General features: G+C 41.8%; 24 protein-coding genes. 12 read left to right on the plus strand and 12 right to left on the minus strand.

Annotation, left to right across the window (positions count from 1 at the left end; genetic code table 11):
• Positions 1-626 precede the first annotated feature (626 nt).
• Entirely contained in the window at positions 627-923 is a 297-nt protein-coding gene (locus LI82_RS05010) for a winged helix-turn-helix domain-containing protein (RefSeq protein WP_236622670.1), read from the minus strand.
• Between the two features lie 379 nt (positions 924-1,302).
• On the opposite strand from LI82_RS05010, the gene LI82_RS05015 reads away from it, so the two are divergent.
• On the plus strand, positions 1,303-1,536 hold the full coding sequence (locus tag LI82_RS05015) for a sulfurtransferase TusA family protein (protein ID WP_048193879.1): 234 nt from the start codon (positions 1,303-1,305) through the stop codon (positions 1,534-1,536).
• A gap of 98 nt (positions 1,537-1,634) precedes the next feature.
• Here LI82_RS05015 and LI82_RS05020 read toward each other — a convergent pair whose 3' ends face one another.
• Genes LI82_RS05020 through LI82_RS05030 form a run of 3 tightly spaced genes read right to left on the minus strand, consistent with a single transcriptional unit; the run spans position 1,635 to position 4,166 of the window.
• Positions 1,635-2,642: a DUF169 domain-containing protein gene (locus tag LI82_RS05020; protein ID WP_048193880.1), complete on the minus strand. Its 1,008-nt coding sequence runs from the start codon at positions 2,640-2,642 to the stop codon at positions 1,635-1,637.
• Positions 2,639-3,850 (minus strand): O-phospho-L-seryl-tRNA:Cys-tRNA synthase, encoded by a 1,212-nt coding sequence (pscS, locus tag LI82_RS05025; RefSeq protein ID WP_330217368.1) that lies wholly within the window; start codon positions 3,848-3,850, stop codon positions 2,639-2,641. Before pscS ends, LI82_RS05020 begins: the two co-directional genes overlap by 4 nt.
• Before the next feature lie 28 nt (positions 3,851-3,878).
• Positions 3,879-4,166: a glutaredoxin family protein gene (locus LI82_RS05030; protein ID WP_135607247.1), complete on the minus strand. Its 288-nt coding sequence runs from the start codon at positions 4,164-4,166 to the stop codon at positions 3,879-3,881.
• A 98-nt stretch (positions 4,167-4,264) separates the two neighbouring features.
• Between LI82_RS05030 and LI82_RS05035 the strand changes: the two genes are divergently transcribed.
• A complete protein-coding gene (locus LI82_RS05035; protein ID WP_048193883.1) occupies positions 4,265-4,492 on the plus strand; it encodes a hypothetical protein in 228 nt (75 codons plus the stop codon).
• Positions 4,493-4,579: 87 nt separating this feature from the next.
• On the opposite strand, the gene LI82_RS05040 is transcribed toward LI82_RS05035, so the two are convergent.
• Complete coding sequence (locus tag LI82_RS05040; RefSeq protein ID WP_052402739.1) at positions 4,580-5,539, minus strand: inorganic phosphate transporter; 960 nt, start codon at positions 5,537-5,539, stop codon at positions 4,580-4,582.
• Positions 5,540-5,757: 218 nt separating this feature from the next.
• Here LI82_RS05040 and LI82_RS05045 point away from each other — a divergent pair, with 218 nt between their 5' ends.
• The 5 genes from LI82_RS05045 (at position 5,758) to LI82_RS05065 (ending at position 11,023) form a co-directional block, all read left to right on the plus strand.
• Positions 5,758-6,618: a 4Fe-4S binding protein gene (locus LI82_RS05045; RefSeq protein ID WP_048193884.1), complete on the plus strand. Its 861-nt coding sequence runs from the start codon at positions 5,758-5,760 to the stop codon at positions 6,616-6,618.
• 54 nt (positions 6,619-6,672) lie between these two features.
• Positions 6,673-7,497 carry a phosphoadenylyl-sulfate reductase gene (locus LI82_RS05050; protein ID WP_236622671.1) on the plus strand — a complete coding sequence of 275 codons (825 nt, stop codon included), beginning with the start codon at positions 6,673-6,675 and terminating at the stop codon, positions 7,495-7,497.
• A 65-nt stretch (positions 7,498-7,562) separates the two neighbouring features.
• Positions 7,563-8,471 carry a sulfate adenylyltransferase subunit CysD gene (cysD, locus tag LI82_RS05055; protein WP_048193885.1) on the plus strand — a complete coding sequence of 303 codons (909 nt, stop codon included), beginning with the start codon at positions 7,563-7,565 and terminating at the stop codon, positions 8,469-8,471.
• Complete coding sequence (cysN, locus tag LI82_RS05060; RefSeq protein ID WP_201770298.1) at positions 8,468-10,015, plus strand: sulfate adenylyltransferase subunit CysN; 1,548 nt, start codon at positions 8,468-8,470, stop codon at positions 10,013-10,015. The genes cysD and cysN overlap by 4 nt, the downstream gene beginning before the upstream one ends.
• Positions 10,016-10,321: 306 nt before the next feature.
• On the plus strand, positions 10,322-11,023 hold the full coding sequence (locus LI82_RS05065) for a DNA alkylation repair protein (RefSeq protein ID WP_244602157.1): 702 nt from the start codon (positions 10,322-10,324) through the stop codon (positions 11,021-11,023).
• Here the strand turns inward: LI82_RS05065 and LI82_RS05070 are convergent.
• From LI82_RS05070 to thrC, 3 genes are all read right to left on the minus strand, one after another.
• Positions 11,012-11,920: an ABC transporter substrate-binding protein gene (locus LI82_RS05070; RefSeq protein WP_048193887.1), complete on the minus strand. Its 909-nt coding sequence runs from the start codon at positions 11,918-11,920 to the stop codon at positions 11,012-11,014. The two genes, LI82_RS05065 and LI82_RS05070, sit on opposite strands and share 12 nt — an antisense overlap.
• Before the next feature lie 84 nt (positions 11,921-12,004).
• Entirely contained in the window at positions 12,005-12,280 is a 276-nt protein-coding gene (locus tag LI82_RS05075; RefSeq protein WP_048193888.1) for a ubiquitin-like small modifier protein 1, read from the minus strand.
• Positions 12,281-12,300: 20 nt separating this feature from the next.
• Positions 12,301-13,545 carry a threonine synthase gene (gene thrC / locus LI82_RS05080; RefSeq protein ID WP_048193889.1) on the minus strand — a complete coding sequence of 415 codons (1,245 nt, stop codon included), beginning with the start codon at positions 13,543-13,545 and terminating at the stop codon, positions 12,301-12,303.
• A gap of 303 nt (positions 13,546-13,848) precedes the next feature.
• Here thrC and moeB point away from each other — a divergent pair, with 303 nt between their 5' ends.
• On the plus strand, positions 13,849-14,667 hold the full coding sequence (gene moeB, locus LI82_RS05085) for a molybdopterin-synthase adenylyltransferase MoeB (protein WP_048193890.1): 819 nt from the start codon (positions 13,849-13,851) through the stop codon (positions 14,665-14,667).
• A 73-nt stretch (positions 14,668-14,740) separates the two neighbouring features.
• Here the strand turns inward: moeB and LI82_RS05090 are convergent, their stop codons facing one another.
• Complete coding sequence (locus LI82_RS05090; RefSeq protein ID WP_048193891.1) at positions 14,741-14,977, minus strand: sulfurtransferase TusA family protein; 237 nt, start codon at positions 14,975-14,977, stop codon at positions 14,741-14,743.
• A gap of 237 nt (positions 14,978-15,214) precedes the next feature.
• Here LI82_RS05090 and LI82_RS05095 point away from each other — a divergent pair, with 237 nt between their 5' ends.
• The 4 genes from LI82_RS05095 (at position 15,215) to LI82_RS12415 (ending at position 18,562) form a co-directional block, all read left to right on the plus strand.
• Positions 15,215-15,625, plus strand: a complete 411-nt coding sequence (locus LI82_RS05095) for a threonyl-tRNA synthetase editing domain-containing protein (protein ID WP_048193892.1) — start codon at positions 15,215-15,217, stop codon at positions 15,623-15,625.
• A gap of 66 nt (positions 15,626-15,691) precedes the next feature.
• Positions 15,692-16,324 carry a hypothetical protein gene (locus LI82_RS05100; RefSeq protein ID WP_048193893.1) on the plus strand — a complete coding sequence of 211 codons (633 nt, stop codon included), beginning with the start codon at positions 15,692-15,694 and terminating at the stop codon, positions 16,322-16,324.
• 9 nt (positions 16,325-16,333) lie between these two features.
• On the plus strand, positions 16,334-17,029 hold the full coding sequence (locus LI82_RS05105) for a tetratricopeptide repeat protein (protein WP_048193894.1): 696 nt from the start codon (positions 16,334-16,336) through the stop codon (positions 17,027-17,029).
• A 384-nt stretch (positions 17,030-17,413) separates the two neighbouring features.
• Entirely contained in the window at positions 17,414-18,562 is a 1,149-nt protein-coding gene (locus tag LI82_RS12415; RefSeq protein WP_160174947.1) for a PGF-pre-PGF domain-containing protein, read from the plus strand.
• Between the two features lie 263 nt (positions 18,563-18,825).
• On the opposite strand, the gene LI82_RS05115 is transcribed toward LI82_RS12415, so the two are convergent.
• The 3 genes from LI82_RS05115 to LI82_RS05125 all read right to left on the minus strand — a co-directional run bounded on the left by LI82_RS05115 (position 18,826) and on the right by LI82_RS05125 (position 21,608).
• On the minus strand, positions 18,826-19,761 hold the full coding sequence (locus LI82_RS05115; RefSeq protein WP_048193895.1) for a UDP-N-acetylglucosamine 3-dehydrogenase: 936 nt from the start codon (positions 19,759-19,761) through the stop codon (positions 18,826-18,828).
• A gap of 1 nt (position 19,762) precedes the next feature.
• Positions 19,763-20,839: a DegT/DnrJ/EryC1/StrS family aminotransferase gene (locus LI82_RS05120; RefSeq protein ID WP_048193896.1), complete on the minus strand. Its 1,077-nt coding sequence runs from the start codon at positions 20,837-20,839 to the stop codon at positions 19,763-19,765.
• A 100-nt stretch (positions 20,840-20,939) separates the two neighbouring features.
• Positions 20,940-21,608, minus strand: coding sequence for an acyltransferase (locus LI82_RS05125; protein WP_048193897.1), 669 nt, complete (start codon positions 21,606-21,608; stop codon positions 20,940-20,942).
• Between the last annotated feature and the right edge of the window lie 92 nt (positions 21,609-21,700).

The raw sequence follows: 21,700 nt of genomic DNA on the forward strand, positions 1-21,700 counted from the left end.
GCCTGCAGAGCGATTCCATTCCGGTTCGAATCCGGACCTTGGCTTTCATCCGTTAACAAAAGTAATATCTGATTCATTAATATGAGTTAGAGTACGGCGGCCATAGCGGCAGGGCAACTCCTGTTCCTACTCTAATGCACTTTTTCTTTAACTGATCTTAACTCACTAGCTTTGAGTTTGCTGTTTTGATATGTTTTTATTTATGATCACATTTTTGAAAATTCGAATTGCTATGCTAATCTGATTAACTTCTGCTTAGTGGAAATGATCTCTACAGCCTGCGGTATATTTTCTAACTAATTTATTAAACCAGTGGAGAATAGAGATACTTGAAAAGATGGGATTGTTTCTAGATCTGAATACACCATTCCAATCATCGTTGGTGATCTGACTATACTTTCAATACTCTTCATATATCTAATCTGAAGATGTATCCTAATAATAATTTATTTTCATTATTGATTTATAAACGATATCTTGGGAAAATGAAAAGAAAATAGTTAAAATGAGTAATGAGCTCATTGTTCTCACAATGAGTTCGCCATAGGTTGTAACACCTTTTACCAATTGATTTTGATAATTGGTTTCCAGGTTATTAAGTTGATCTTTTTTTCACAGAATTAAATTTATGTTGCCAATACTTCGTACTCCTTAGGTACAGTATATACATTGGCAAAATCAAATTCAGCCTGTGAAGCTGTTTCGCCTGCTGCCTGTTGGTTGGTCATTTCTTTTAGACCATACAGGCTTTGCCTCGCGTCTTTGAAGTAGAATCTTTCCTGCAGGAAATTCTCATCCTTCAGTCTTCCCAATGCATATCGGATGGTACGTGGGGGAAGATAACTTTGTTCGGCGATTTCTTTCTGTGTCAGAAGACCACCGTATTCAAGTACCTTGTAGACAAGTTTTGCAGAAGGCGGCAACGCTTCAATTGTCTTTCTCAGGTGTTTGTCCTTTGGCTCTTCGATGCTTTTCTTTATCTGTACTTTTTTCTCGTGATTGTCAACAAAAGCGATCCCTCATTTTCATTACTCCTTTGTATAGGTTGAATATAGTCGCACCATAGTTTGATATGGCACATCGCAAATTCACTATTGTGAAGTCACACTTGTGAATACATGTCTCTAATATATATACATGTCGGCAAAATACATCTGTTAGACAAGATATATAGCATCTTTTGTGTTGCTGGCCTTACAGTTGATTGATGAAGAATATGTCTTTATTTGCCTGTATCTTAGATCTTATATCTTTAGAAGTAGAGCTAATTTCATTCTAATATTAATGACCAAAGGTGAAAAAATGACTGAAGGCTCGATCGAATTAGATCTTAGGGGGGAGATTTGTCCCTTTACTTTCGTAAAAACTAAATTACAATTAGAGGAGCTGGAAAGTGGTGATAATCTCACGGTCGTCTTTGATTATGCACCCGCGATTTCAAATGTTCCTAAAAGTGTCAAGAATGAGGGTCATACAATTCTTGGTATTGACAAAGAAGAAAATAACATCTGGAAAGTTCACATTAAGAAAGCCTGATCTCTCGACAAACCCTCTTTTTTATCATTTTATACTTTTAAAAGTAAACAAAAGCAGATCTTCTACAACCTCATAGGAGATCCACTTTTACTAAAGATTCACTGTATCGTCTTGCGCTTGAATTTAGCAACACGATCCAGCATTACCTCTATTCCATTGTTAACAAGTGCGTTGAACTTCTCAGGTTTCATGGCTGCACGCCTTATCGGTTCGTGGAGTTCGATCAGCAATATTGCATCCATCCAGTTGTCCCTGAGACGATAGTTCATCGGTTCCTCGAACAGGCAGGATGCCCCATCCTCTGAAGCTTTTGATGCATCCGCATCTTTGAACTTGACTGGAACATGCAGTGTAACCGATGAGCTCTTCCCGCTTTCGTCCTTTGGAATGTATAGCCTTACGATCTCATCCCCGAAACGTCCGATGAAATGATCCGTGCCTTTTGTGAAACCAAGTGCAAGTATTGCATCCACCAAACGTGCCGGCAGGTCATCCATAAGACAGCCACAAAGTGCTTTTGTGATACTCTCTTCCTTCAGCGATTCTGTGAGCTCAACAAAGGCCTCCATAGGGAACCCGAACACGATCTCATCGTTCCTGTAATCACTGAACATACGTGCTCCGGCACACAAAAGTGATAGGTTCACCTTGTTCTCCATTACCGGGATGGTCGTACATTCTCCACAGACAGCGAATTCACCTTTAAATTTGGCATTAACCATATCTCCTTTCACTTTGGAGAGTGTTGCAGCTACACGCATGAGTTTGCTGGCGGTTCCTACAACCACCACAACATCAGGTTCGAATTCACATATGTCAAGCGGTGTGATGGTCATTGTCCTGGTATCTGCAGTTTTTATCCTTGGATACACATCTCCGTAAGCAGGTTCTGTGAAACCAAGTGCCAGTTCTGCGCTTGCACATGACATATCATCAGCTGAACAAGTATAGGACGTACCAAAGGCTGCTGCTTTTCTAACGATCTCACAATAACGCATTGGGTGTGGAATATTTGGCTCATCGTCGGTATTGAACTTCACGGCAACCGGTGTAAGCGGTAACTCGAACAATTGTCTGAACTGCTTTGTCAGTTCCGTATATTTCATGCTTCATCCTCCACCGGTATATCATATTTCCTTGCTATCTCAATGAAAGCGTTAGCGACATATTCTATCTGAACTCTGCTGAGTCCGAATGTATTTAATTTGAAACTTTTGCTCATCCCGGGCTGGATTCCAATTATCTTTCGCTTCTTAAGTTCATGGTATAGGAAGTAACCACGTTTCTTGGTCTTGGCAGCAGCTTCAAAGAGTGGCAGGGATTCGAATGCCACAAGAGTATGTTCTGTCGGCTTGACACCCATCTGGTGAAATCCTTCTATACGCTCGAGCTGTGATGCAAGGTATCTTGCATTCTCGACATGTTCATCCCAGTGCTTCACACGTTCTACAACACTCGGGAATGATGCCATAAGTGACATTACCGGAACTCCAAAGACAGGTGAACATCCAAATAAAGCAACCTCCTTTTTTGTGAAGCCACGTCCACTCCAGTCTCCCCTGATGGTTGACTTATCGAATACCTGCTGATTCCATTCAAAGGTAGTTGCAAGTATTCCCATGGGGGCGGATGCCGCCCAGCTTTTGTGCCCGGAAGCACACAGGAAATCCACACCAAGTTTCTTTCCATCAATAGGCATTATTCCTGAAGAGTAAGCTGTATTCAGCAGGAAAGGAACACCGTATTCTTTACAGATCTTCCCAACGGAGGCAGCATCTGCCACATTTCCATAACGATAATCAACATGTGTAAGCAGTGCCAGTGCTGGTAGTGAGCCGGTATTGCGTTCAACTTCCTCGAACTTTTCTGCGTATCCTTCAGGATCTATTGTAAATTCCGGGTAGCCGCTATGTGGCACCTCAACGACCTTCAACTGGTTCGCCTCTGCTGCAAGATATGATGTATAATGTGCAAGTGAATCCAGTACAAGGGTCTCACCGGGTTCTGTGACCATGTGCATTGCTGCCCATTTTGCATGGCGGCAACCGGCTGTGAACCTCACGTCATCCATATTCAGGAATTCTGCAATATCTGCTGTAAGATTTCTTACAGGTGGGTTTTGGACAAGATCTACCCTTGATTCGAAACAGAAGTCACAAACTGAATAACCATCCGCAAATTCAAGTGCTGCTTTTCTGGCCTCAGCGGTAAGCACTCCTCCCCGCTGGATCGGGTTCAGGTTAATGTATGTGCTTTCAATACCCCTGTTTAAATTTTTATAAATGTCAAGATTCAGTTGGAATTCCTCCTGTATTCTGTTGGTCTAATACAATTCTTCTTGCTCAAAGGAAGCCTTCAAGTTCCTCTTGTATCTCGTCCTTTTCCACTCGTCCGATAAACACGACTTCCCCATTAATAGTGATAGTAGGCACTTCTTCTATCCCGAGTTGCTTTGCTCTTTCAGCACCTTCCAGGCTTGTTACGTTTATTTCCTTGAACATAACACCTTCCAGGCTTGTTACGTTTATTTCCTTGAACATAACACCTTCAGGGAGAACTTCTATTATCTGGTTCCTGACATAATGGCAGTTCATGCAAATATCGGAATAATACAGTTCGATTAATGTCATCGATGGTCTATTAACTGCCAGATAAATAACAAATGGTATTCTGACAATTATTGCCTCCCCCGTTACCTTATTAATATCTTGCATATATAAGAAGTTCTATGGACGCTACAACGATCAACAGGACAAAGTCAGCGATAGATGCTCTTATCGAGGTACAGCAGTTGTGGATAGACAATGTACCTGAGTATGATCTTTCAGACAGGGAACTTGTACTATTGAAAAAGCGCCTTAATCGCGCAATGGACAATGTCCGGAAGATCTATGAAGACAATGAAGAAATTATGAACAGGGCAGAAGAATCTCTTAAAAAAGAAAATGCCAGATGAAACTGTCAGAACTTATCAGTAATATCATAGGCTATGAAGTATCGACCTTGAATCTCTTTTTTTGTATCGAGTTCTCTATTTTTTTGTTCAGGAAACAAGACTGATAGCAGTATATGCTATCAGACCTGCTACCAGTGGGGATGTTACCCACATAACTACAATACGTCTTACCGTTTTGTTCTTTATTGTATCCATACCTTTACTGGCACATCCAATACCAATAACAGCTGCAGGTACTAACTGGCCAAGTGCCACAGGAATGCCGTAATGGGATGCACCGTGTACTATGATCGCTGCGATTGCTTCAATGAAGATCGCACGGATCGTACAGATCTCTGCTATATCCGTTCCGACCGTCTGGAGGATACGGCCACCTATCAGTATAGCTCCAATGCCAAGTGTAAGACCCCCGATAACAGCTCCGGTTGTCGGATCCATAAATCCTGCTCCCACAAGAGGACCAACAGCATTTGCAGCATTGTTCGCACCTGCTGAATAAGCAACATAACAACCGGTCACAGTCAGGAGTTTTGCAATAGTGCTTCTTATCTGTGCTTCAGATTCATGTTCCACAAGCCAGACCACAAGCCTGGGGTGAATATATTTGCCGGAAAGGTACGCAAGCACGAATGCAAGTAACGGTGTGGCTATCCACCAACCCACGATCTGTGAAAGCAGCTGTGTATCGAGTACCCCGTAGAATATGCCAATTCCGACAATAGCTCCTACAGCTGACTGACTGGCTGATATAGGGATCTTCAGTATGTTTCCGATGAACAGGCTGATGGCAGCTGCACTTGTTGCAATGATGGCTGCAGTAAGGGTTATTGTATTGCCGGGAACAATTCCCTCACCTAGGGTCCTGATGACCTCCTCTCCACTAAGTACAGCGCCAAGCAGGGAAAATATTGCAATTAATATTACTGCCTGTCTTTTGGTACGGGCTCGTGCACCATATGCTGCTCCCATGGCAGCGGCTGCATTGTTCCCGCCAATGTTGATCCCCATGAAGATCGCAGATGCAATGGCAGCCAGTGCTATGATCATTTGTTAGTAACTCCCTTGATTTCGTCCCGTTTACTTTAATCTCTCGATTTACTTAGCTTTATTTACAAGTTTTATTTTTAGAGTAAATATATAGTATATGAAAGGTAATTTGCTATATATCAGTGGGGAATGGGGCTAAAATTACCACTAAAACAGTGCAACTTTTGCCTTATTATATACATATATATCTATATCTGCGGAACTTACGGTGATAATACATGGGTAATAAGACTATCAACTATGACAGGCTCAAACAGGGCGGTTTTCTTCGACAGAGGCAGAAGGAAGACCTTTTCTCAATGCGACTTCGTGTTGTCGGAGGTCAGCTGACCGCCGATCAGCTTCGGGCACTCGCTGACGCTTCTGAGAAGTATGGCAAGGGTGAGGTTCACATAACTGCACGACAGGGACTTGAGATCTCATATATTCCTTTTGATGATGCAGAGAACCTTCTTGACGAACTCGAGAACAGAAATGTTCGCCAGGGTACCTGTGGTCCGAGAGTTCGTGGAGTAGTTGCCTGCCAGGGGAATCTCATCTGTCCGCGTGGACTGATCGATGCAGAGGATATCGCAAAAAAGATCGATGAGAAGTACTTTGCCATGGAACTTCCCGGCAAGTTCAAATTTGCAGTTACAGGCTGTCCATCATCATGTATGAAACCACAGGAGAACGACCTTGGTGTAATGGGTGGACTTGAACCAAAATGGGTAGAGGATAAATGTACTTATTGTGGTCTCTGCCAAACAGTATGTCCAGTAGATGCGATCAAGGTTGAGGATGGAGCCCTACACTTTTACAGGGGCAAATGCAACCTGTGTGGTCAGTGTCTCCTGATATGCCCAACTGAGGCATGGATCAAGGCAAGAGAAGGGTACACTGTATACATTGGCGGCAAGGTTGGGAAGCATCCAAGGCTTGGTATCAGACTAACCGAGCTTGTAGACGAAGATACTCTGTTCAGGATCATTGAGAGGTCTGTGGAGTTCTTCAAAATAGAAGCAACTTCAGGAGAACGATTTGGAGATACTATCCAGCGTGTAGGGCTTGAAGAGTTCAAGGCCTTTGTGCTGGAATAATTTGAGAGTTTGGACCATCAGTAAGGAACTGCTGGTACGGACCTCATTTTATTTATGCTTATAATCACAGTTTCTCCTAATACTTCATCAAGATCACAGGAAAACGAGATCATGCCAGAAAAGGATCCGGAAATAATAAAAGAGATCGAACAATTTGCTGAAGATTATAAAGACAGTTCTCCGCAGGAGATTCTTGAGTATGCACTGAACAGGTTTGGCTCAGGCATATCTATTGCATTCAGTGGTGCTGAGGATGTTGTGCTCATTGATATGGCAATGAAGATCAAGGCACAAGTCAGTGTATTTTCACTTGATACAGGTCGTTTGCACCCTGAAACCTACAAGTTCTTCGACTTGGTGCGGGAGCATTATAATATCCCACTGGAGATCTTCTTTGCTAACAGGGAAAAGACCGAAGAACTTGTCCTCAAAAAGGGTATGTTCTCATTCTACAAGGATGGTCATCAGGAATGTTGTGGTGCCAGGAAGGTCGACCCACTAAGACGCTCCCTTAGCAAGAGAGCTGCATGGATCACAGGCCAGCGTAAAGACCAGAGTCCTAACACGCGCGCAGAAATACCTGTAGCTGAATTTGATCTGGCATTTGGTGACGGTAGACTTGTGAAGTTCAATCCTCTGGCCAACTGGACCTCCAAACAGGTTTGGGATTACATAAGGGAAAACGATGTCCCATACAACGAACTCCATGAGAAGGGATATGTCAGCATTGGTTGTGAACCATGTACCAGACCTGTACTGCCTGGACAGCATGAACGTGAAGGACGCTGGTGGTGGGAAGAAGCAACCAAGAAAGAATGTGGACTTCATTCAGGAAATGTCAGATCACAGTCTCAAAAATCAAAATCAAGATTTCAATAAAAGACCACCGTTTCAATTGAGAACGTCATTGAATATATTTATAAAAAATAAGTGGAGGGTCAAATATGGTCACTACGGAAGAATCTTATCGGCTTTCAAATTTAAAGACACTTGAAGCGGAAAGCATAGGCATTATCAGAGAAGTCGCTGCAGAATTTGAAAATCCAGTGATGTTGTATTCGGTAGGGAAGGACTCATCAGTAATGGCCCATCTTGCGATCAAGGCCTTTTATCCGAAAAAAGTGCCTTTCCCTTTATTGCATGTTGACACCGGATACAAGTTTCCTGAAATGTACGAATTCAGGGATTATTATACAAAAAAACACAACCTTGACCTGAAGGTTCACAGGAACGAAGAAGCCCTCAAAAAAGGGATAAATCCACTTACGGTGGGGACGGTCAAATGTTGTGCCGAGCTTAAAACAAAAGCACTCCTTGATGGTTTAAATGAAGGTGGCTATGATGCAGCTTTTGGAGGTGCCCGGAGAGATGAGGAGAAATCAAGGGCAAAGGAAAGGATCTATTCGTTCCGCGACAAGCATGGACAGTGGAATCCGAAGGACCAGAAACCTGAGCTGTGGAACCTCTTTAATTCAAAGATCGATCCGGGAGAATCCATAAGGGTGTTCCCGCTTTCGAATTGGACCGAACTTGATATCTGGACATATATCTACCATGAAAATATTGAGATCGTTCCTCTTTACTTTGCAAAGAAAAGACCGGTTATTGAGAAGCATGGTCAGCTAATTCCGGTTTATACGGATGAGCATGAGGAAGAGGTCAAGGAAGTCATGTGCCGCTTCAGGACACTGGGGTGCCATTACTGTACAGGTGCAGTAAGATCAGAGGCAGACACTTTGCCGAAGATCATTGAAGAGATGATGGTTGCCCGCCATTCCGAGCGTATTACAAGGGTGATAGACCACGATCAGGATAGCTCCATGGAGCAAAAGAAGAAGGAGGGATACTTTTGAAGGGTTCTGACTCTTTGATTGAAAAAAATCAGAACATTGATCTATTACGGTTTGCCACTGCAGGTAGTGTTGATGATGGTAAATCAACCCTTATCGGGAGATTATTATACGATTCAAAATCAATATTTGAGGATCAACTGAATTTAATTAAGACATTCTCGAAAGCTCATAGGAACCAGGATATTGATTATTCCCTGGTAACTGATGGCCTTAAATCAGAAAGAGAGCAGGGAATTACAATTGATGTCTCATACAGGTTTTTCTCGACTCCAAAAAGGCGCTTTATTATTACCGATACTCCAGGGCATGAGCAATATACAAGAAATATGGCTACAGGTGCATCAAATGCATCACTTGCCCTGATCCTCATTGATGCCAGGAACGGAGTTGTGACACAGACAAAACGGCACTCATTTATCTCATCCCTTCTTGGTATCCGGAACTTTGTGGTTGCAGTTAATAAAATGGATCTGGTAGATTATTCAGAAGAAGTGTTTGAGAATATTGTAGGCGAGTTTAATGCCTTTGCTGATAAGTTATCGGATGAATCAATTTATTACATACCCATAAGTGCCCTCAAAGGTGACAATGTCATCGAACGAAGCGCGAATATGCCTTGGTATCAGGGTTCAACATTACTTGATTATCTGGAGAACGTAAGTGTATCCGGTGGTCACAACCTCATTGATTTCAGGTTCCCGATCCAGTATGTTAACTGGGGAGGCGGCGATGATTTCAGAGGGTATTGTGGTACAATATCTTCAGGCGTGATTCACAAGGGCGATGAGGTAAGGGTTCTTCCTTCGGGAAAAACCAGTAATATCTCAAGGATCGTCACCTATGATGGGGACCTCGATCATGCCTTTGCTCCCATGGCAGTGACCCTCTGTCTTGAGGATGACATTGACATAAGCCGCGGTGATATGGTCGCAAAGGTTGATGATCTTCCTGTAATTGCCGGAAGTCTGGAGGTAAACATAGTATGGATGGATAGCGCTCCCATGGAGATCGGGAAAGATTATTTGATCAAGCATACTACCAGCACGGTGAAAGGAAATTTCTCAGAAGTAATTCATGAATATGATCCTGAAGATATCAGCATGAAACCTTCGGAAGTTTTGAGCTTAAATGAGATCGGAAAAGTTAAGGTCGAGTTAAAGGCCCCGATATTTGCCGATATTTACTCTGAGAACAAGATCACGGGTTCATTTATTGTGATCGATCCTCACACCAACCAGACTGCTGCTGCGGGAATGATCCTGAAATGCAAACAGGTATCTCCTGACAAAGCATGCAAAGCGGTAACGGCCAGAGTTATTAGATATCCGGGAGGTAAAAAGGAAGAGGCAAAGGCCAATTATGACCGCCTTTCCATGAAGGGTACACATTGCATCTATGTAGATGATGATCTGCTACAGGAAACCCTTTGCAAAGGAGTCCCGGTTGACAGTGATCAATATTCCGACACAATTGAGGATCTGTGCAAGATCGTTACGAGCTCAGGTGTGTCTGTGGTCTTGTGCTCTGATCATTTGAGCAGTTGAATTTATTGAGGTGGGATACCTCTGCATTTGATAGATGGGTGCGGAGTTATTTCCTCTTTATTGTGGGCACATTTCCTGTTGCTACACTGCTGAAGGGGTTATTAAAAGATAGCTCTTTCCTTCTTTCTTTTTTTCTTAGGATTTATATTAAAAAAGCAAGTTAATGTAAAAAAGGATTACTTTTCTTTTTTCGAGATCATATACAATCCGATTTCATCTTTCAAATTTCAATTGTACATTAGCATTATCTAAGAATATGGTCAATAAAAATCTATGAACAAGATTATCGCTAAAATATGAAAAGACCTGGAACAAAACTCTGATGAACAAACAAAGATAAGTTCCTCACGTGTTTTTAAAGAAAAAATAAAGTGTTATGGTGTGTATGTTGCTGCAGTCAGGAAAATAGCAAATGAGCATTTTAAAAGCATATCCGGCAAAACCAAGCCGGAGATATTTTCTTTATGTGAGGAACTTCTGAGGTCGGATTACATTGAGGAAGCCTTCATCGCATTCGAATGGTCATATAGTTTGAGAAATCAGTATGAACCTGAGGATTTCGAAGTTTTTGAAAGGTGGATTGGGGATTATGTGAACAACTGGGCGAAATGTGATATTCTTTGCAATCACACACTGGGTTCGTTCATCGAAATGTATCCTCAATACATTGGATCGCTCAAGACCTGGGCAGGTTCAGATAATCGCTGGTTCAGGCGTGCTGCTGCTGTTACACTGATCTTGCCTGCCCGCAGAGGAGATCTTCTGGATGATGTTCTGGAGATTGCCGATCTGTTATTAACAGATAAAGATGATCTGGTCCAAAAAGGGTATGGGTGGATGCTCAAAGAGGCTAGCAGAAAACATCTGAATGAAATATTCGACTACGTCATGCGAAATAAGGAAAATATGCCTCGTACAGCGCTTAGATATGCGATCGAGAAATTCCCGGAAGAACTAAGGAAGAGTGCTATGGAAAAAGAAATGAAAAAAATAAACTCAAAGTCCTAATTCTTCAACAAACCGAAGGTTGAAGATATCCTTTTCCTCAAGTTCCTTTGAGATATATCCGAGTTCGTTCAGTACATCTACAAATCTCATCGTAGACTTGATATATTCTTCTGATATGCTTGCTGAGTATTTTGGTGATACTTTATACATATCGTTCACGAAATCTGCATCAATGATCTCAATCGTCTTGGCGACAATGCTTGCTGCCTCTTCGGTATTCTCACGAATGAGCTCACAGGCATTTTCATGCAATTCTATGAACTTCAAAAGAATCTCTGGTGAGTTCTCGATCATCTCAGAGGTTGCAACTATGCCGTAACTTGGATTGTCAGGCCACAGTTTTTCAGGCTGGATCACTATCTTTGCATCACAGTATCTCTTTGCCACAACAGCTAGGGATGGTGTTCCGACTGCAGCTTTGATCTCTCCGTCTGCTATTGCTTCGGGGATCATATCAGCCCATTCGTAGTTGAGGACATCAATATCATTCTCAAGACCTGTTTCTTTGATATAATTCCTGATGATCACGTCATGGATAGAACCTGCCGGCGGACAGGCTATTGTGTATCCTTTAAATTGCTCCAAAAAAAGTGTCCGTTCGTTCCTGCATTCTTCCAGCGTAAGGAATTCGGCAGTAGCGATCATCACTGTCCCTTCAACGTGACCGCCTGCAATGCACTTGATCTTCAAACCGTGATCTATTCCTATCATAGCAGGAGGAAGTCCGATATATCCGATATCAAGGTCGTTGTTCTCAAACGCTCGGACAATTGCAGGCCCTCCTCCATAAAGTTTCCACTCAGGTTCTATGCCTGCGTTTTTAAGCCAGTCCGTTCCCATCAGTATGAATGAGGTATGGTATATGGTTGAAAGGTGTCCTATCCTTAATTTCATCATAGATTCACCACTTTAAGGATTTGCAGGTCCTTTTTGATCGATATAATTTCCAGAACCTGCTCTTCCCGGTTAACTTCCTGAGGATTAGCCTCCGCTTACTGCCGGCAATATTGAAATTTCGTCAGCATCGGTAATTTCGGTAGCAAGACCTGAAAGATGCCTTATATCTTCTCCGTTGACATAGACATTGACGAATCTTCGCACTTCTCCATCATGAAGCAGGCGTCTTTCAAACTCCTCGCCGTACTCAGTAGTAAGTCTATCAAAAAGGCTCTTTACTGTAGTATCGCCCAGATCGATGCTTGTTGACCTTGTTCTTGTTATGTTGTTCAATGCTGATGAAAATCTTATAGATACCATTTTACTTCACCTCTTGATCATTAGTTATTTTTTGTAATATTGCTGTACTTCTTCGTGAATTCGGAATATGACGGCTTGATCGATCCAGGTCTCTCAACTGCTCCTGCAATCGTATCCTGCGCTTTTAGACCATTACCTGTTACATATACAACTGTTCTCTCATCGGGGTCAATATGGCCGCTTTCGACAAGTCTCTTAAGACCTGCAACCGTTGTCCCGCCAGCAGGTTCTGTGAAAATACCTTCAGTTCTTGCAAGCAGGAATATGGCTTCAAGTATTTCCTCGTTCGTCACAGATGCAGCATAACCGCCTGAATTCTGGATCTCCTGTTTTGCATAATGTCCATCTGCAGGATTACCAATAGCTAGGCTGTGGGCTATGGTGTCAAGTTCTCTTATCGGGATAACTTCCGCGTCGTTCTGGACAGCGGTCGATATGGGTGAACAACCTGCTGGCTGTGAACCTGATATCCTGATCTTCCTTTCGGGTTCAACAAAACCTATCTTTTCAAGTTCCCTGTAACCTCTGGTAAGGGCGCACAGAAGTGCTCCACTTCCAAGTGGTGCAACGATATGATCCGGAGCATTCCACCCGAGCTGTTCAGCAGTTTCGAATGCAAGTGTCCTGGAACCCTCCGTATAATATGGTCTTATGTTTATGTTGACAAATGCCCAGTCAGGATTCTGGTCTGCAACTTCACTTGCAAGACGATTCGCGTCATCATAGGTCCCGTCAACTGCTATGACGTTTGGTTCGTATGATAGCATCTGTGTTATCTTTCCAAGCTCGATCGAGGAAGGTATGAAGATATATGATGGAATGCCTGCTTTTGCAGCATGTGCTCCTACAGCGGATGCGAGGTTTCCTGTGGATGCACATCCAATTGCGGTGGCACCGAGTTCCAATGCCTTGCTTACAGCCACAGATGTTACCCTGTCCTTGAATGAATTTGTGGGATTGACAGAATCATCAAGAATGTATAGTTCCTTAAGTCCCAGTTCCTTTCCAAGGTTCTTTGCATGATGTAACTTATTGTAACCTGATCCAAGGTCAACATAATTCGTACTATCTATTGGAAGCAGGTCTGCATATCTCCATATGGACGGAGGCCCTCTTGCGATCTTCTCCTTACTTGCTGTATTATGTATCTCATCCCAGTCGTAGTGCACTTCAAGAGGTCCGAAACATTCATAGCAGGTATTCTGGATTCCACTCGGATATTCAGCACCACATTCTCTGCATTTTAACCCAATTACTTTACTCATTTTGTATCTCTCCTAATAGCCGATGATTATTAAGTATTAAACATAAAAACACGTTATAATATTACTATTAGTTATGGGGCAATAATTGCCTATATTCTGATTTGATGCCTTATGAGTTGGGTTTTGACCAATTTGGGGTGTGGTTGCACAAAATTGCCGCTTTCTATACCTATTTATCAGGAAATTGCACTTTTTTGAAAATGCTAATACGAATTGCAAGGTGTTGCGAAACATTGTCACATGACTCTGATCAACCATGACCGATGCAATTCATTGCGATTTATTATTTCAAGGGAGGTTAAAATGTTAGGCGAATTTACTGAAGAACAGATCCGGCGGTATTCAAGACACATCATACTGCAGGAAGTTGGCGGAAAGGGACAACAAAAACTGTTGTCTTCCAGAGTACTCTGTATAGGTGCAGGAGGACTTGGATCTCCTATCATACAATATCTGGCTGCTGCCGGGGTTGGAACTATCGGGATAGTTGACGATGATGTTGTGGATCTCAGTAATCTTCAAAGACAGGTCATACATGGCGGAAATGTCGATGTTCCAAAGGTAGAATCTGCAAGGCAATATGTTGAGAATTTAAATCCCGATGTGAAGGTTATCACTTATCAGAAAAGGATAAGTCCTGATAATATTCTTGATATCATAAACGATTACGACATCGTAGTGGATGGTTCCGACAATTTTGCAACCCGCTATCTAGTAAACGATGCCTGTGTACTTGCAAAAAAACCTCTCTCACATGGCAGTATTTTCCGCTTCGAAGGCCAGGTCACGACCATTCTTCCGGGTGATGGGCCCTGTTACAGGTGTCTTTTTGAACATGCACCACCTGCCGGAATGGTTCCAAGTTGCCAGGAAGCCGGAGTTATCGGAGTACTTCCGGGCATCATTGGTGTTATTCAGGCAACTGAGGTCATCAAATACCTGCTGGGATTCGGGGATCTGTTGAAAGGCCGGCTTATCTTCTATGATGCCTTTGGCATGTCTTTCGATGAAATTAAGGTTCGTAAGAACCCTTTATGCCCGGTATGTGGTGAAGATCCGTCGATAACATCAATTGAGGATGAGAATTATCAGGAAGGCGGCGGGGTCTGTAGTATTGGATAACAATATCAAAGCATCATACATGAGAATGAAAGTATTATACACAAGAAAATAAAAACATCAAAGGGGATGAATATCAGGCTTTACGGACGTATATGTTGAAGACGCCTCTCTTTTCTTCAACAGCAAGCAGTACATTCCCTGTCTTTTTTGCCCAGGTGGCGATGTTTTGAGGTGTCATGGCCTCATTTGCTATGACCAACAGTATCTCATTTGTTTCCATCTCATCCACCATCTCCTTTGTCCTGATAAGTGGGTAAGGACAGCACTGTCCTCTTACATCAAGTTCAAAGTCTGCTATTATTTTATCCATTTGAATCAACCATAATTATTATCTGTTTAATATTGTAGATATTCAATGAGGCAATATTTGTTATCACTATATCTATATTCTTCTGTTTTTCTCTTCATCGGCACTTCTTACCGCAAACAGTGCTGCTATGTATATGGGAATATTTTACTGACATACTTCAATACTTTAACAATGGTGTAACCTTAGAAAAAGCCTGCCATATTATCTTACAATATCATTAACGGGGGATAAAGATCCATGAAAATGCTAATGTTCGATACGGAATATTTTTGGTTTGAAACCTTCAGCAAGACCCTTGATCACGTAGATGATACTGAAAGAGAGGAAAAGATAGAAGACACGGCAGTTGTTTTCATTCATGTTGAGGCAGAGGATGAATTAAGAAAGAGCAAAGTGGTAAAAAAAGCAGTCGCAAATCAGAAGTGGTATCTTAATAAAGTGAATAAAGAAAGAATGGTACTTCACTCATTTGCTCATCTCTCTTCAAGCAAGTCCTCTCCTGAATTCGCAGTAGAGATAATTTTGGCTATCAAAGAAAAGCTGGACAATAAAGGAATTGATGTTCACACTACTGCTTTTGGTTACTTCTCTGAATTTTCGATCCATGTTCGTGGCGAATCACTGGCAAAAGTGTTCAAAGAGATCTAAAAAGCAGATCATTTTATCCATTTTATCACATATCTATAATTAACAAAAGCAACATTCTCCAAATGTATGGGTAACGAGGATGAACTTCCTGAAAGTGAAGGCTTTGAAGAACTTATCAGGTATACTGTTCCCGGATATGTCCTGGGTATTTTTGCAGGCATTTTCCTTGATATGCAGGGTTACCAGACAAGTCCTGTGGGGCAATGGCTTGTCAGGACATTATCCGGTGAAGGCGAAAGCATACTGGAGGGTATCTATTCAATTCGTCAGCGCTTTCTTGGTGGTGCGAGTACAATGGCAGAAGCCTACGGTTGGGGTAAGCTATTTGGCTTGGCAGTGCCCTGGATTATCGACATCTTCAGTCGCCTTGCAGGCGTTAACGTATATGGTGTTGAGGGCTTCTACATTCCTTATTTCTATGCACTTAGTGACCAGATCGGTGCGAACATTTCCGGGATGCTTTTCCTGAAGGGAAAGGAAGGTTCCTGGGTTGGAGCGGTCAATAGGTATGTGCATCATCCGGTGATGCTCGCAAGCCTTGCAATAATTATTATCGTACCTATCGGTCTTTTACTTTTACGCATATATGGTTTCAGCCCGACCACCCAAACATTTACTGCCCTTGAGACCATTGTGGCAAATCTATGCTGGGTTCCACCTCTTGTGGGCTGGTATGTACAGAAAAAAAGAGGGATATGAGGATATTCTATGGCAAAAGATGATGTAAGTAAGATCGTTGAGAGGTACATTGCTTCCGGCAGATCTGAAAAGGATGTTGAAAGGAAGGAACATTACTTCAAGATGGCTCTGCAGCTGCAGCCTAAAAATGTCCACGCATTGAACAATATGGCTCTTCTTTTGCAGCAGGAACGAAAATTCAGGGAAGCTGTAGATCTCTATGAAAAGATCCTGAGCATAGGTGTTGTGGCACGACCATATCCTGTATATTATAATATTTCACTTTGTCTGAAAAGTCTTGGTAACCTTGAAGGCGCAAAAACATACATAAACAGGGCATTGGCAATAAAGCCTGACGATGAGATATTTCTTGAGTTAAAAGGAGAGATTGTTGATCTTTTAAGTAGTGGTTCAAAAGAATCAGCTCCAAAGATAACTTCGAATGCTCTGGAGATCGGTGCAACCTATGACGAATGGGATCCTCCGGCAGTTTCGACGCTTACCAGCCAGATATATTATGCTGACTGGAATGATTACAAATATCATCGTGGATTGGGTGAGACCGATCTTCACGAAAAGTTTGTCCGGAACAAATTGGAACAGCGAGTCTACCGCTGCAATTCATGTCGTTATTTCTCTGCAGGTACATGCAGGAAAAAAGGAAAAGTTGGCAGGAAAGTATTGCCGGATTCTATATGTAAAAGTTTTTATCCTGAAAAGCATTGATTCGATTTTGATTTTCACGAAATGTATTATTATATTTCAATCAATAAGGAAGTTATTTTTAGAAAATCGGTTTCTTTTTTAAAAAAACCCGTTCATTTATGGAAAGGTTTATCTATTAAGCAATTATACTATATTTTGTCCTTAGAAGAGAACATTGAGACCATTCCTGAACACAAATACATAAACTATTGTACCACCAATATATTCCCCCACTCAAACTCAAAGTTCTCTTCTAGTGGTTCCAATCAACAGATAGATATGTTAGAATGGACTAATTTTTTCTTATAAGTGGTGCTCAATATGATCAATAAAAATAAAATTTCAGATAGTTTTACGAATAGTCAGCTAAAAATCCTTGATTCTAATTTGCCTAGATATCTCTTGATGGCTTTTATGTTGGTACTATCAATATATGTTATCATGAGTCCGGTCTCTGCAGAAACAGGTGTGAGTCTTTCTCCGGCTAACCAATCCGTGGAATTGGGGTCGGAAATCGTTGTCAATGTCTACGTCGAGCCAGATATGCCTATATCCGGGGCACAGTTCGACCTGTATTTTGATGGTTCTGTACTTGATGTGAAAAGTGTATCAGAGGGAGATCTGTTTAGCAAAACTGGTACTACTCTTTTCGGTGAAGGTACTTTTGATAATACAACTGGAAATATCATATATGCACATAGTGTTCTTTTTGAAAAAGAGGTCACAAGTCCCGGTATACTTGCAACGATCGTTTTTAAAACAACAGCCACTGGTCAATCCAACTTGCAGTTGGTCAATGTTGTGGTAAGTAATTCCGATGGGACAGCAGTCCCGATAACTGTGGAAAATGCTGTGGTGAGCATATCGGATACGTCTTCATCCGGAGGGAGCACCGACAGTGCTGGTTCAGGAAGTGGTGGTGGAGGAGGTGCCGGTGATTCAGGCGAACAATTTGGAAATATTGAATTTAAAGATGTTACTGAAAGGCCGGTTAATAAGGGAATGAATGTGTCCTATACTTTTAAATCTCCTGAAAACCCGATTGTGAACGTAAATTTCACTCCACTTAAAAATTCAGGTTATATAACTACAACGGTTGAAGTTTTGAAGGAGAGGTCTGCTCTTGTCTCGGATGATCCTGAGGGTCTTGTTTATCGGAACATGAACATTTGGGTTGGCAAATACGGCTTTGCAACTCCTGCAAACATTGAAGCTATGACAATTGGTTTCAAGGTAGAAAGTTCATGGATGGAGGCAAATGGCGTAAATACTTCTGCTATTAAGTTAAACAGGCATTCTGATGGAAAATGGGAGGCTCTTCAAACGATGTCTGCGGGTGAGGAAGATGGTTATGTTTACTTTGAATCTTCAACGCCAGGTTTTTCACCATTTGCAATAACTGCAGTTCCAGATTCAAGTGTTATCTCAGATGATGTTTCTCTAGAGGATTCAGCATCTGAAGATGATGAAGATCAAACTCTGGACCAGAATATGGCTTTGGTACTTTTTATTGTGATTATGGTCCTGATTGCAAAACGTGGCAGAGATACATAATCTCTGTCAATACACTTTTTATCATTTATACTTGCCTTGGAACAACAAATTCAATAAAGTAGAACAAGTCTGCCAGAACTTACATTGCAGATATTGCCTGCTTCTGGATTTGGTTATTATAATAATGAACTCTCCATTTCAACATCTCTGGAGTTGGAACTTCAAGTATATTGTCGCCTTGTCTTCTTTATTATAACATTCAAGGGTTTTCTACTTAATAAAAAAGGTAAAGATCCTAAAAATCACAGTAAGGCTGGATCAATTCAGTCGATCTTTATTATGCCATCTCGATTGTAGGATCCTATGGCTGCGAGTGCAACTTTTAATGCATGTTTTCCGTCAATGCCTGATTCGAGGGGTGTCTCACCTGTTTCTACACAGTTGATGAAATGTTCGAGTTCCTTTTGCAATGGTTCAGCTTTCTCGACCTTTGCATCTCTTATCCATTTAGCATCATGTATCGTAACTGTTTGTTCGATGTAGTCCAGGTATCCGACCCCACTTACTCCAATAACTTCCATTTTTCTCACCCTGTGTGGGGTCAACCAGTTAACATTAACTACGCCTGCCTGTTCATCATCAAATCTAAGCATTATTGATGCATGGTCTTCCTTTGAATGAATATCCTTGCCGGCAATGGCGTAGACTTCTGTAGCATTGCTGCCGTACATATAGGATATAGCATCGATGTCATGTACTCCAAGATCTAAGATGATTCCCACATCCCTTATCCTCGGGTTGTAAGGCCCAACTCTCTTTGTGGAAATTGATACTATCTTGCCAAGGAGTCCGCTATCGATTATTTCTTTCATTTTTGTTGTTGCCGGGTTGAATCTCTCGATCTGTCCTACCATAAGGATGACTCCTGCTTTTTCAGCGGCTTCTATCATTATGTCGGCATTTTCAAGTGTATCTGCAATGGGTTTTTCTACAAGTACATTCGTGTTTGAATTTATAGCATCCAATGTGACATTTTTGTGGAGTGTAGTTGGGACAACAATACTTACTGCATCAAGATTCTCTTTTAAGAGTTCTTCATAATCAGTATAAGGTTTAACATCATATTCTGCTGCCAGTTCTTCGACCCTTTCCCTATCAACATCGGATATTCCTACAAGTTCTACTCCTTCCATTTCTTTGTAGATCCTGACATGGTGCTGCCCCATAGCACCAACCCCTATAACTCCTACGCGTGTCATTTTACTTGACCCCCTCTATTACAGTTTTGATTATATGTTTAAGATCGTTCTCTAAAACACCCGGGTGTACCGGGAGTGAGATTACTTCCTTTGCTGCTTTTTCACATACTGGCAGATCGTAATTGTATCCTGCATCAATATATGTCGGCTGCATATGTATTGGTATTGGATAATAGATGCCTGTACCAATGCCATTCTCAGTCAGCTTTGTGATAAGATCATCGCGTGATTCCGTCCTTATGGTGTATTGGTGGAACATGTGCTCACATCCTTTCCTGATAGTTGGAATGGTAATGCCACTTGCACTTTTTAGTCCTTCTGAAAGGAGATGTGCATTCTTCTGGCGTTTAAGGTTGAACCCATTGACCTTTTTGAGCTGAACAAGACCAATTGCAGCTGCAATATCGGTCATTCTGAAATTATATCCTAACATCTCGTGAAGGTAACGTTCCTGTGAACCATGTGCACGTATCATCCTGGCTTTTCTGGCAATTTCGCTGTCATTGGTAGTTATTATTCCGCCTTCGCTGGTTGTCATGTTCTTTGTAGGGTAGAAACTGAAAGCTCCCGTTCCGAAGGAACCTACTTTCTTGCCTTGATAAGTTGCACCATGGGCCTGGCATGCATCTTCAATAATAGCCAGATCGTGATCTTTTGCAATTTCATTAATCTGCTTCATCTCTGCTGGATGGCCGTAGAGGTGTACCGGCATCAGTGCCTTTGTGTCTTTGGTTATACTATTCTCTATCAAACTTGTATCAATATTGAACGTTTCAGGTTCAATGTCCACGAATACTGGCCTTGCACCGGTATACATGATACTGTTAGCAGTTGCTATGAAGCTAAAGGACGTTGTGATGACCTCATCGCCTTTACCTATTCCATGTGCCAGTAGTGCGGCATGAAGAGCAGCTGTTCCAGAGTTCACCGCGATCGCATGATCTGTTCCGATAAATTCTGCAAAAGCACTTTCAAACTCTGCAACACGCTTTCCTTCCGCAATGTTTCCTGAAGCCAGCACCTCGGATACTGCATCTATCTCTTCATCTCCAATATTTGGTTTTGCGATTGGGATCATTTTATTCCTCGTGTGTTTGGAATTATTTAGATGGCTGATTAAATTAGATTAGATTAGATTAGATTAGATTAGATTGATTAGATCAACTGGGGTGGCTAAATTAGATGCTGTTTAAGGATCTCAGCTCTTCTGGGAGCTCTTTTATCTTTGCGGGACATCCGATTGCAAGTTTCCATGGGGGGACTTCACGTGTCACCAGTGCCCCACCTGCTATGAATGCACCTTCTCCGATCTCAACTCCCGGGAGTATGGTTGCATTTGCACCAATTGATGCTCCTTTTCGAATGATGGGGCCTTCTGGCTTGTATTCTTTACGAATTGGATATTTATCATTTGCAAGTACTGCACATGGGCCAATGAAGACGTTGTCCTCTATCATTACATCAGTAGGGATATAGACATTCCCTTGGATACTGACATTATTCCCGATAGTTACATTTCCGTCGATGATAACGTTGGTCCCTATCAGGACATTATTGCCAATGATGGTGTTCTCACGTATCATGCAGTTGTGTCCGGTCTTGAAATTGCTACCTGTCCTGACATTACTGAAGATCGTTGTGTTTGGTCTTATGAATGAGTTTGATCCAATTTCACATCCTTGAAAATCAGAATCTTCGATGCGGCCATTTTCCTCTACTATTCGGGAGAGGATCTTATGTTCCGGATATCCAAGTATGACGTTTTCAAGCACTACTGAATTATCTCCTATGGTGCTTGATCCATATACTCTGGCAGAAGAATGTATCTTTAAATTTATATTATGCAATATGAACTCCCCTGAATCTTATATGTCAGTAATATATTGATAATGTTTATGGCTTGTAACATATATCATTTTGGAATTATTGTTTAAAATAA

It is taken from the genome of Methanococcoides methylutens, from assembly GCF_000765475.1.
In the GTDB taxonomy this organism is placed as follows: Archaea; Halobacteriota; Methanosarcinia; order Methanosarcinales; family Methanosarcinaceae; genus Methanococcoides; species Methanococcoides methylutens.

Excerpts from the sequence above, each read along its gene's own strand:
- LI82_RS05015 (WP_048193879.1), top strand. The coding sequence starts at position 1,303 with ATGACTGAAGGCTCGATCGAATTAGATCTTAGGGGGGAGATTTGTCCC.
- LI82_RS05020 (WP_048193880.1), bottom strand. The coding sequence starts at position 2,642 with ATGAAATATACGGAACTGACAAAGCAGTTCAGACAATTGTTCGAGTTA.
- LI82_RS05030 (WP_135607247.1), bottom strand. The coding sequence starts at position 4,166 with ATGACATTAATCGAACTGTATTATTCCGATATTTGCATGAACTGCCAT.
- LI82_RS05035 (WP_048193883.1), top strand. The coding sequence starts at position 4,265 with ATGGACGCTACAACGATCAACAGGACAAAGTCAGCGATAGATGCTCTT.
- LI82_RS05040 (WP_052402739.1), bottom strand. The coding sequence starts at position 5,539 with ATGATCATAGCACTGGCTGCCATTGCATCTGCGATCTTCATGGGGATC.
- LI82_RS05045 (WP_048193884.1), top strand. The coding sequence starts at position 5,758 with ATGGGTAATAAGACTATCAACTATGACAGGCTCAAACAGGGCGGTTTT.
- LI82_RS05050 (WP_236622671.1), top strand. The coding sequence starts at position 6,673 with ATGCTTATAATCACAGTTTCTCCTAATACTTCATCAAGATCACAGGAA.
- cysD (WP_048193885.1), top strand. The coding sequence starts at position 7,563 with ATGGTCACTACGGAAGAATCTTATCGGCTTTCAAATTTAAAGACACTT.
- LI82_RS05070 (WP_048193887.1), bottom strand. The coding sequence starts at position 11,920 with ATGATGAAATTAAGGATAGGACACCTTTCAACCATATACCATACCTCA.
- LI82_RS05075 (WP_048193888.1), bottom strand. The coding sequence starts at position 12,280 with ATGGTATCTATAAGATTTTCATCAGCATTGAACAACATAACAAGAACA.
- thrC (WP_048193889.1), bottom strand. The coding sequence starts at position 13,545 with ATGAGTAAAGTAATTGGGTTAAAATGCAGAGAATGTGGTGCTGAATAT.
- moeB (WP_048193890.1), top strand. The coding sequence starts at position 13,849 with ATGTTAGGCGAATTTACTGAAGAACAGATCCGGCGGTATTCAAGACAC.
- LI82_RS05090 (WP_048193891.1), bottom strand. The coding sequence starts at position 14,977 with ATGGATAAAATAATAGCAGACTTTGAACTTGATGTAAGAGGACAGTGC.
- LI82_RS05095 (WP_048193892.1), top strand. The coding sequence starts at position 15,215 with ATGAAAATGCTAATGTTCGATACGGAATATTTTTGGTTTGAAACCTTC.
- LI82_RS05100 (WP_048193893.1), top strand. The coding sequence starts at position 15,692 with ATGGGTAACGAGGATGAACTTCCTGAAAGTGAAGGCTTTGAAGAACTT.
- LI82_RS05105 (WP_048193894.1), top strand. The coding sequence starts at position 16,334 with ATGGCAAAAGATGATGTAAGTAAGATCGTTGAGAGGTACATTGCTTCC.
- LI82_RS12415 (WP_160174947.1), top strand. The coding sequence starts at position 17,414 with ATGGCTTTTATGTTGGTACTATCAATATATGTTATCATGAGTCCGGTC.
- LI82_RS05115 (WP_048193895.1), bottom strand. The coding sequence starts at position 19,761 with ATGACACGCGTAGGAGTTATAGGGGTTGGTGCTATGGGGCAGCACCAT.
- LI82_RS05120 (WP_048193896.1), bottom strand. The coding sequence starts at position 20,839 with ATGATCCCAATCGCAAAACCAAATATTGGAGATGAAGAGATAGATGCA.